This window comes from Pedococcus sp. P3_C7 (assembly GCF_056402615.1).
Window position 1 is genome coordinate 239,629 of sequence record NZ_JBFUHC010000007.1, and the last position, 8,859, is coordinate 248,487.

The 8,859-nt window shown below is 72.8% G+C and carries 11 protein-coding genes and 1 tRNA gene; 4 read left to right on the forward strand and 8 right to left on the reverse strand.

Annotation, left to right across the window (positions count from 1 at the left end; translation table 11 throughout):
* Window positions 1–32 precede the first annotated feature (32 nt).
* The 3 genes from AC1DS4_RS11750 to selD form a co-directional block, all read right to left on the reverse strand.
* On the reverse strand, window positions 33–467 hold the full coding sequence (locus AC1DS4_RS11750; RefSeq protein ID WP_477614236.1) for an SRPBCC family protein: 435 nt from the start codon (window positions 465–467) through the stop codon (window positions 33–35).
* A gap of 69 nt (window positions 468–536) precedes the next feature.
* Window positions 537–857 (reverse strand): hypothetical protein, encoded by a 321-nt coding sequence (locus AC1DS4_RS11755; RefSeq protein ID WP_477632875.1) that lies wholly within the window; start codon window positions 855–857, stop codon window positions 537–539.
* A 68-nt stretch (window positions 858–925) separates the two neighbouring features.
* Window positions 926–1,942 (reverse strand): selenide, water dikinase SelD, encoded by a 1,017-nt coding sequence (gene selD / locus AC1DS4_RS11760; RefSeq protein ID WP_477632876.1) that lies wholly within the window; start codon window positions 1,940–1,942, stop codon window positions 926–928.
* A gap of 24 nt (window positions 1,943–1,966) precedes the next feature.
* On the opposite strand from selD, the gene AC1DS4_RS11765 reads away from it, so the two are divergent.
* The 4 genes from AC1DS4_RS11765 to AC1DS4_RS11780 all read left to right on the forward strand — a co-directional run bounded on the left by AC1DS4_RS11765 (window position 1,967) and on the right by AC1DS4_RS11780 (window position 4,745).
* Window positions 1,967–2,062: transfer RNA gene (locus AC1DS4_RS11765), tRNA-Sec, on the forward strand.
* Window positions 2,063–2,078: 16 nt separating this feature from the next.
* Window positions 2,079–3,401, forward strand: a complete 1,323-nt coding sequence (gene selA / locus AC1DS4_RS11770) for an L-seryl-tRNA(Sec) selenium transferase (RefSeq protein ID WP_477632877.1) — start codon at window positions 2,079–2,081, stop codon at window positions 3,399–3,401.
* Window positions 3,402–3,415: 14 nt separating this feature from the next.
* Entirely contained in the window at window positions 3,416–4,225 is an 810-nt protein-coding gene (locus AC1DS4_RS11775; RefSeq protein WP_477646043.1) for a GTP-binding protein, read from the forward strand.
* Window positions 4,113–4,745: a SelB domain-containing protein gene (locus AC1DS4_RS11780; RefSeq protein WP_477646040.1), complete on the forward strand. Its 633-nt coding sequence runs from the start codon at window positions 4,113–4,115 to the stop codon at window positions 4,743–4,745. The genes AC1DS4_RS11775 and AC1DS4_RS11780 overlap by 113 nt, the downstream gene beginning before the upstream one ends.
* Here AC1DS4_RS11780 and AC1DS4_RS11785 read toward each other — a convergent pair.
* From AC1DS4_RS11785 to AC1DS4_RS11805, 5 genes are all read right to left on the reverse strand, one after another.
* Window positions 4,735–6,135 carry an LGFP repeat-containing protein gene (locus AC1DS4_RS11785; protein ID WP_477632878.1) on the reverse strand — a complete coding sequence of 467 codons (1,401 nt, stop codon included), beginning with the start codon at window positions 6,133–6,135 and terminating at the stop codon, window positions 4,735–4,737. The genes AC1DS4_RS11780 and AC1DS4_RS11785 overlap by 11 nt on opposite strands.
* Window positions 6,132–6,680: a hypothetical protein gene (locus AC1DS4_RS11790; protein WP_477614241.1), complete on the reverse strand. Its 549-nt coding sequence runs from the start codon at window positions 6,678–6,680 to the stop codon at window positions 6,132–6,134. The genes AC1DS4_RS11785 and AC1DS4_RS11790 overlap by 4 nt, the downstream gene beginning before the upstream one ends.
* A 20-nt stretch (window positions 6,681–6,700) precedes the next feature.
* On the reverse strand, window positions 6,701–7,300 hold the full coding sequence (locus AC1DS4_RS11795) for a hypothetical protein (RefSeq protein WP_477624572.1): 600 nt from the start codon (window positions 7,298–7,300) through the stop codon (window positions 6,701–6,703).
* Window positions 7,301–7,391: 91 nt separating this feature from the next.
* Entirely contained in the window at window positions 7,392–8,243 is an 852-nt protein-coding gene (locus tag AC1DS4_RS11800) for a hypothetical protein (protein ID WP_477624573.1), read from the reverse strand.
* Window positions 8,244–8,261: 18 nt separating this feature from the next.
* Window positions 8,262–8,859 (reverse strand): MauE/DoxX family redox-associated membrane protein (locus tag AC1DS4_RS11805; protein WP_477646041.1); only part of this gene is annotated, 598 nt, incomplete at its 5' end.

Genomic DNA, 8,859 nt, shown 5'->3' on the forward strand with positions numbered 1-8,859 from the left:
GCGAAGCCCCCAGGACTCCGCGGGGCGCAGCCTCAGGAGGCCTCCGCCATCGCCTTGAGCTTGGCCATCGCGTCCATCGTCTGCTTGGGCAGGCTCCGCTTGATCATGGGCGTGAAGAGCTTGCCGAATCCCTTGGTGGCAATGTCGATCGAGTGGGTCAGCGTGGAACCCACCCCGTCGGACGCGGCGACGAAGTCGACCGTCACGTCCATCATCTTGTCGGTGAACTTCATCGCGAAGTGACGGTCTGGCTCGTGCGCGATGATCTGGCCGTCCATCGTGCCGCTGCGGCGACCGTCGTTGTAGTGGTACTTCAGCCGCGTGCCGACGTCGTTCGCGCCCTCGTCGAGCTTGTCGATCCCGGTGCAGCGGGACAGCCACTGGGGGGTCTTGGTGAAGTCGTCGACGATGGCGAAGATGGCCGACGGCGGGGCGCTGACGGACAGCGTGTGGGCGAACTGCGGCATGGTGGCCTCCGGGGGAAGTGAAGTGGGCACACGCTACTGCCTGCGAGCCCGCCCGAGGAGTGCCCTGACTCAGTTGTCCGGGTATGCCGGCAGCTCGGCCTCCGCGCGCAGGCTCGGCGGCGCGGGGAGCGGGCGCCGGGGTTCGCGGACCCCTGCTGTCCCGGACTCCGGACCGTCGGGTGAGAAGGCCCCCACGAGTCGGCGCCCGCGGACCCGGCGGTGGCGGTACACGGCATACAGGTCGGCGTGGACGTGGTCGCGCTCGATGACGCGGCGCAGTGTCGGAGCGCCGAGCATCACCGCCTCGCCCGGGCTGTCCGCCGTGACGAAGACCGGACGCCCGTGTGGCTGTCCGGCCCGGGTGTGCGCGATGAGCTCGTACCTGGCCATGACCCCAGCGTGCGCCGAACCGCACTCACTCACAAGGCGTTCAGTGAATCGCGTTCAGCAGATCGCGTTCAGCGGATCTCGATCCGCGGGGGCCCCGCCACGGTGTGCCCGATGACCGGCGCTCCCGGCACCTCGCCGACGACGAGCAGGCCCCCGCTGGTCTGGGCGTCCGCCAGCATGAGCAGCACCTCCTCGGAGGCTCCGCCGTCGAGGTGCGGGAGCACCCACTCGAGGTTGCGCCGGGTGCCCCCGCTGACGAAGCCTGCGCGCAGGGCCTCCCACGCGCCGTCGAGCACCGGCACGGCCGCCAGGTCCAGCACGGCCCCCACCCCTGAGGCGCGGAGGAGCTTGAACAGGTGGCCCAGCAACCCGAACCCGGTGACGTCGGTCGCCGCCTCCACCCCTGCCGCCAGTGCCGCCGCGCTCGCCGTGTCGTTGAGCGCGACCATCGAGGCGATGGCCTGGGGAAACACCTCCCCGGTGGCCTTGTGGCGGTTGTTGAGCACTCCGACACCGATCGGCTTGGTGAGCGAGATGGGCAGCCGGGCGCGCGCTGAGTCGTTGCGCAACAACCGATTCGGGTCAGCGATCCCGGTCACGGCCATGCCGTACTTGGGCTCGGGGTCGTCGATGCTGTGCCCTCCCGCCACGGGGCAGCCCGCCTGCGCGGCCACGTCGAGACCACCGCGCAGCACCTCACGGAGCAGCTCGAGCGGCAACACCGACCGCGGCCAGCCGACCAGGTTGATCGCCAGCACCGGTCGCCCACCCATCGCGTAGACGTCCGACAGCGCGTTGGCGGCGACGATCCGCCCGAAGTCGTAGGCGTCGTCGACCACCGGCGTGAAGAAGTCGGCGGTGCTGATCACGGCAGTGCCGTCCGAGACCCGGATGACCGCACCGTCGTCGCCGTCCTCGAGTCCGACGAGCAGCTCGGGCGAGCTCTGGCCCCCGAGCCCGCGCACGACCTCCTCGAGCTCGCCAGGCGGGATCTTGCAGGCACAGCCGCCGCCTGCGGCATACTGCGTCAGCCGCACGGGCTCGCGCGGGTCGGTGAGCCTCGGGTGCACGCTCGGATGGGTCACGGTTCCTACGCTAGCCTCGCCAGCGGAGGCGTACAGGCGCCTGGTGGCCCTCCCGGTCTTCAAAACCGGTGCAGCCGAGCACCTCGGCTGGGCGGGTTCGATTCCCGTCCGCCTCCGCCAAGGGACAGGAGGTCGTATGCCGCAGCCGCAGTCCAGTCGCGAGTCCAGTCACGACCCGGACCCCCGTCGCCTCGTGCCGCGCACGGACAGTGTCCTCGCGGAACCAGCTGTGGCACAGGCGATCTCGCGGTTCGGCCGTGACACGGTGCGGGCTGCCGTCCAGGCCGCCCAGGACGAGGCGCGGGCCGGGGGCATCGCGCCAGACCAGGTGGTTGCGGCGGCGCTCGCGGCCCTGCCGGCCCGGTCCACGACGCTGCGCCCCGTCCTCAACGCGACCGGCGTCGTGATCCACACCAACCTGGGTCGGGCACCCCTGTCGGAGGCGGCCGTCGAGGCGATGACCGGGGCCGCAGGCACCGTCGACGTCGAGCTCGACCTGGCGACCGGTCAGCGCTCGACCAGGGGCCGTGGCACCCTCGCGGCGATCCTCGAGGTGCTGCCCGAGGCCGAGGCCGCCCTGGTGGTCAACAACGGGGCGGCGGCGCTGGTCCTGGCCACCACTGCCCTGGCAGCCGGACGCGAGGTCGTCGTCAGTCGCGGAGAGATGGTCGAGATCGGCGACGGCTTCCGGCTGCCCGACCTCATCGCGAGTGCCGGCGCCCGCCTGCGCGAGGTGGGCACGACGAACCGCACGACCCTGGCCGACTACGAGACCGCCATCGGCCCGGACACCGGCTGCATCCTGAAGGTGCACCCCAGCAACTTCCGGGTCGAGGGGTTCACCTCCTCCGTCCCGGTGGCGGACCTCGTCGCCCTGGGCCCGCCGGTGGTGCACGACATCGGCAGCGGCCTGCTGCGACCGCACCGCCTGCTGCCCGACGAACCCGACGCGGCGCGCTCCCTGGCCGACGGCGCGGCGGTCGTGACCTGCAGCGGTGACAAGCTGCTCGGCGGCCCCCAGGCCGGGCTCGTCCTCGGCCGAGCCGACACCGTGACCCGGTTGCGCCGCCACCCCCTGGCCCGGGCGGTCCGCGCCGACAAGACGACGCTGGCCGCACTCGAAGCCACCCTGCGCGGTCCACGTGCCCCGGTGTGGGACGCCCTCGAGGCGGACCCCGCGCGACTTCGAGCCCGCTGCGACGCACTCGTCGCGGCCTTGCCCGTGGGCCTGGCCACGACGGTCCCCGCCGACGGCGTCGTCGGTGGAGGCGGTGCCCCGGGCCACACCCTCCCCGGGTGGGCGGTTGCCCTCCCCGAGGGGTATGCCGCGGCCTTGCGCCTCCAGGCCCGTCCCGTGCTCGCACGGGTCGAGCGGGGGCAGTGCCTGGTCGACCTCCGTTGCATCCCCGAGTCCGCGGATCCGTCGGTGGCACAGGCGATCCGCGACGTCGCCGGTTAGCGGGTGTGGCCCTGATGGCCGTCATCGCGACGGCAGGTCACGTCGACCACGGGAAGTCGACCCTGGTCCGCCTTCTCACCGGGCAGGAACCGGACCGCTGGGCGGAGGAACGCCGACGCGGGCTGACGATCGACCTCGGCTATGCCTGGACCGAGGTCGACGGGCGCCGGGTCAGCCTCGTCGACGTGCCGGGTCACGAACACTTCACGGGCAACATGCTCGCGGGCCTCGGTCCGGTCACGGCGGTGATGTTCGTCGTGGCGGCCGACGACGGGTGGTGTCCACAGTCGCAGGAGCACGCCCGGGCGATCGCGGCACTCGGCATCGCCCAGGTCCTGCTCGTCGTGACCAGGTGCGACATCACCCCCGGGGAGGCAGCCGCCCGTGAGGCGGTCTCCCGCTTCGCCTCCCTGGGGGTCCCGGTCGCGGAGACCGTCCTCGTGTCGGGCCTGACCGGCGAGGGGCTGACCGACCTGCGAGCAGCCCTGGGCCGCCTGGCCGCGGCTGCGCCTGCGGGACAACCCGACGCCGGGTCGCCCGTGCGGCTGTGGGTGGACCGGTCCTTCACGATCCGGGGCGCCGGGACCGTCGTCACCGGAACGCTCGAGGCCGGGACGATCCGGGTGGGCGACGTCCTCGTCCTGCGCGGTCGGCCGGTCACCGCCCGTGGCCTGGAGTCCTGCGGCGAGCAGGTGGAGGCTCACCCTGCACGTGGGCACGGCTGCCCTGCCCGTCCGCACCCAGCGGCTCACCGACGGACGCGTCCGGCTGCGGTTGCCTCGGCCGGTCCCACTCGTCCCCGGCGACCGAGCGGTGCTGCGTGACCCCGGTCTGCGCGAGGTGCTCGCCGGCGTCGAGGTGGTCGTGGTGGACCCACCCACTCGACGCGCGAGCCGCCGCCCGCACCCGCAGGCCTCCGCCGAGCCGGGCGCCGCCGCACTGGAGGAGGCAGCGACCGGGACGGACGACCCGAGGGCACCGGACGGCATACGGGCACTGAGGGGTTGGTTGGCCGCCCACCCGTTGCGGGCCCCGTCGCGTGACCAGCTGGACGGGTGGGCGCTCACCGCCCGCGATCTGGCCGACGCCGCCGAGCGCGGCGAGATCGTGCGTCTGGGTGGGGTGGTCCTGGCCGGTGACGCCGTCGGGGTCGCCGAGGAGGTCGTGCGCCGACTGCCGCAGCCGTTCGCCGTGGGCGACGCCACCAGGGCGTTGGGGACATCGAGGCGTGTGGCGGTACCCCTCTTGGAACGCCTCGACACCGCGATGGTGACGCGACGCCTGGCGGACGGGCGTCGGGAGGTGCGCCCGGCGCAGGCCGGGCGGCAACCGGTCACGCCGTGATGGTGCCGCCCTCGAACTCGCAGGTCAGCCTGTCACCGCCGGCATCCGTGGTGTCGCTCACCGGGTAGCCGTAGCCACCTGTCGACCCGCCCGCGGCCTTCCATTCGGTCAGCACGGCTCCGTACACGCGTCGGGCGGCACCCGAGCCGAGCGCCCACAGCTCACCACCCTGGAACTCCTGGCTCGCCCCGCGTGACGAGGTGACGGCCCGTGCCGTCGGGTATCGCAGCACGCCGCTCTCGCGCCCGGCGCCCTGCCAGCCGGCATACATGACGCCGTGCACGGCGGTGGTGACCGTGCTGGCCGTGTCGGTGATCGCTCCGCCCTGGAAGAGCTGGATCCAGGACCCGGAGGCGGTCGCGGTCCGGACCGACGTGGGGTACCCGAGGGGCCCACCCTCGCGCCCCTCCTGCTTCCAGATCGCCCACGCCGGGTCGTAGATCGGGAAGGCGACACCGGTGGACGCCCCCGAAACGGCCCCGCGCTCGAACAGCTGGATCCAGCCGTTCGGCTTCGACCCGTAGCGTGGGTCGGCGGTCGGGTACCTCAGCTGGCCGCGGCAGCCCCCCGCCAGCTCCCAGCCCCGGATCGACACGGTGCTCGTGATGACGGCGCCGGTGGTCGGCGTGTAGTAGATGCCGCCACCTTGGTAGCGCACGTAGATGCCACGGCCATCCCCCACCTGGCGCGCCGGGCCGGTGGACGCCTTGAGGAACGAGCCCTGGGCGCCGGCGGCGTCGTACTTGCGCTGAATCGCGCCCCACACCGGGATGCTCGGCGCACTGTGCTCGCTCGTGCGGTTGTCGACCAAGGACGTGGTCGTGCAGTTCTCCCACTTGTAGGGCGCCACGCAGCTCACCACCCGACAGTGGACGCCGCCGCTGCACTTGACCTGGGTGTTGCACTGGCCGTAGCGGAACGCGTTGCAGCAGACGCGTCGCTGGTCGCAGGTCGCCGACGACCCGGTGCCGCACGAACAGCTCCAGCACCTGGAGTCGCACATGTTGTCGCTGCAGCCGGTCGTGCACTTCGAGCAGGTGGCGTTGCAGTCGACGATGTAGCGGTAGCCGCCCCCACACCACGACGAGTCGGCGGCCTTCCACCACCCCGCGGCGAAGCTGCCCGGCGGGCAGGTGTTGACGCCCTTGTTGATGGTCGCGCAGAAGACCGTCCAGCCGCTGCCCGCCGTGTTGCCAGGGCCGCAGATGGTGGCGTATGCCGCGACGGGAGTGAGGGCGTACTCCTTGGGTTTCGTGGCGAGCGCGGTGGCCGCGACGGTCGCGCCGATGAGCACGTCGCGGCGTGACACTGGACGCAGCCGTCGCGCCAGGGTCCCCACGAAGCCGGCCATGCCGCCGGGACCGGCGTTGAGGTCGTCCAGCGTGCTCATGGTCGTCCTCCTTGCCGGGTGAGCGTGGCCCGGTCGGTGATCCGGATCGTGGCGACCATGGCCGCGGCGCGGGGCACCGAGGCCATCCGTCGCGCGTGGCTCCCCACGACGGTGAACAGGCAGAACGCGCGTCCGCCCGAGCTGAAGAAGTGCTGCGAGGCGCTCATCCCCGGCAGCGGGCGTTGCAGCCGGTTGGGACCGAACTGGGAGGGCGCCAGGCGCGGCATGCCCTGGTTCTCGAAGAGCCCGCGGTCCGCGACCTCGGCGCCGTAGTCGACCAGGGCCACGAAGACGTCGTCCGGTCCCAGCAGGTCGACGACGTTGCTGCCGAAGTCGCCACGGTCGGCGGGCATCGTCCGTGTGCACGCGTGCAGCACGGCCCGGGTCACGTCCGCCTGGGGTGCCGGGGTGGTCCCCGGCGCCGCGCTCCGGGCCCCCGGAGCAGCCGGCGAAGTCGCTGGGCCCGGCTCGGCGCCGGCCCGTCGGGTCACCGACACCTGCCAACCGTGGGGCGCGTCGGCCCTCAAGCCGTAGTTGTCAGCCATTGCCCTCAACTCCACTGCCCTCAACTCGCAAATGCGGCGGCGGCCAGCAGGATCGCGGCCGCTCCTCCCAGGGCCACCTTAGCGAGGACCGCTGCCGGATTTGTCCATTGCTCGACGCGGATGAAGACCCGGTGCAGGTCGTCGCGGTCCGCAACCCGCGCCATGAGCAGCGAGGGCAGCGCCCGCACGACCCCGAACGTCGCTCCCACGGCCAGCCCGGCACCGAGGTGACCGGCGAGGGCGGCCAGCAGCACCGCGGCATACGTCGTCGCGCTGGTGATGATGGTGACGAGGCCGAAACCGAGCTGCGCACCGAAGCCCACGCCGTAGACCCAGCCGCGGTAGCGCGTCAGCCAGGCCACGTCGACCTGGCGGCGCCAGGAGGGCAACGACTGGGCGCCGCGCAGGTCGGAGGCGAGCCCGACCAGCAGCAGGACCGCGACGAGGACCAGGGTCCAGACCGAGGTGCGCGCCGCGTCGGGCAGGGCCGAGCCGAGGGCGCCGGCGAGGCCACCCATCGCCAGTCCCCCGGCCAGCGACCCGAGGAGGTATGCCGTGGTGGTCAGCCACCAGCGGGAGTTGCGGGCCCGCTCGCCGAGCGGGCTGATGCTCGAGAGCATCGACTCGCCTCAAGGAGACCAGGTCGCCCGGACGGCGGCGACCGCGGCCATCGGCAGACCCAGGGCCAGGGCGAGCACGGTCACGGACATGTCAGTGACCGTGCTCGTGATGCGAGTGGTCGTGACCGTCGTCGGATACCGGTTCGGCGTCCGGCGAGCGGTGCAGGCTCGGGTCGCCCGGTCCGATGCCGGCGGCCAGCAGCTCGGCGTCCATCCGGGGCAGGCTGTCGCGCTCGCCCCGTCCGATGTCACTGTCGACGTGGGCGCCCACGAGCAGCCCGGGACCGGTGCGCCCGGCTGCGGCGCGCGCCTCGGCGTTGTCGGCGACCCCTTGGGCCATCAGGTCGCGGACCTGCGCCCACGTGGTCGCCGACCCCTCGCCGGTCACGACTCCGCCCTCGACGTACACGAAGTAGGGCGATCCGGGGATGTCGTAGTCCACCCACGCACCCGAGGACTGGATGACGTCACGGTCGCCGGCCAGGGCGCGCAGGGTCGAGATCGACTCCTCTGCCGCGCCCTTGGCGACGATGCGCAGGTCGCCGTCGCCGGGCACGTCCACCGATCCCTGGAACTCGTCCCAGAACGTCTGGCACACGCTGCACCCGCTGGTGAGGAAGGCCAACAGCGTCCTCGACCCGGCCGTGGTCACGGTGACGCGCTGCTCGACCCGGTCCAGGTCGGTGCCGATGATGTCGTGGGCCGTCGCGGAGTCCTTGCGGGTCGCCTGCACCACGCCCGTCTCGAGCTCGACCGGCACGGGACCGGGCTTGCCACCGGTGGTGGCGGTGGTGACGCCGGTGCCCGCCTCGCGTTCCAGCTCGAGCCCGGCACCGAGCTCGTGCAGGGCCTTGAGGATGAGGGCGTGGCTGCGCAGCAGCCCGAGGACGAGCACACCGAGCAGCACGATGGCCACGGCTTCGGCGATGACGGCGGCGAGCATCAGGTCGGCTTCTCCTGGTCAGACGCGGGAGGTCGGGGGGACGGTGCTGCGGATGGCTGCGGGAGACGTCGTCGGCAGCACGGCCATCACCTGCCAGGCCAGGAACCCGATCACGCCGGCGAGCCCCACGATGGTGAGGCTGGTCGCGTCCACGGCTGACCAGGCACCCACCGGAGGGTCGAGGGTGACCGCCAGGGCGGTGAGGGCCGCGAGGGCGGTCAGGGTTGCGTGGGTGCGCGTCGCGGGGGTGTCGGGCTTGCCGAAGCACCCGCACGACCCGAGCACGCCACCCTTCGCGAGCACGCGGGCGACGAACGCCGTGAAGACGAGGTATGCCGCGGCCACCAGGGCCGCGCTCGCCCGGCCGGGCGCGACCAGGGCCCAGCCGCCGACGGCGATCTCGACGACGGCGAAGGCGCGCACCAGATGGCGGCCGGCCGGCATACCTGCTGCGCGCAGCGCCCGAACCAGCGGAAGCGGATCGCGGACCTTGGGGACCCCGGCCAGCACGAGGAGCCCCGCCGCAGCGAGGAACGGTCCCGCAACCACGTCCCACATCCGCACCCACGTTACCGTCCGCTCCCGCCCTCCCCCCAACGCAAAACGGCGGTTGCGT

What these genes read in the sequence shown, in the direction of transcription:
- AC1DS4_RS11775 (WP_477646043.1), top strand. Translation starts at nt 3,416, where the DNA reads ATGGCCGTCATCGCGACGGCAGGTCACGTCGACCACGGGAAGTCGACC.
- AC1DS4_RS11800 (WP_477624573.1), bottom strand. Translation starts at nt 8,243, where the DNA reads ATGCTCGCCGCCGTCATCGCCGAAGCCGTGGCCATCGTGCTGCTCGGT.
- selA (WP_477632877.1), top strand. Translation starts at nt 2,079, where the DNA reads ATGCCGCAGCCGCAGTCCAGTCGCGAGTCCAGTCACGACCCGGACCCC.
- AC1DS4_RS11755 (WP_477632875.1), bottom strand. Translation starts at nt 857, where the DNA reads ATGGCCAGGTACGAGCTCATCGCGCACACCCGGGCCGGACAGCCACAC.
- AC1DS4_RS11750 (WP_477614236.1), bottom strand. Translation starts at nt 467, where the DNA reads ATGCCGCAGTTCGCCCACACGCTGTCCGTCAGCGCCCCGCCGTCGGCC.
- AC1DS4_RS11785 (WP_477632878.1), bottom strand. Translation starts at nt 6,135, where the DNA reads ATGAGCACGCTGGACGACCTCAACGCCGGTCCCGGCGGCATGGCCGGC.
- AC1DS4_RS11790 (WP_477614241.1), bottom strand. Translation starts at nt 6,680, where the DNA reads ATGGCTGACAACTACGGCTTGAGGGCCGACGCGCCCCACGGTTGGCAG.
- AC1DS4_RS11795 (WP_477624572.1), bottom strand. Translation starts at nt 7,300, where the DNA reads ATGCTCTCGAGCATCAGCCCGCTCGGCGAGCGGGCCCGCAACTCCCGC.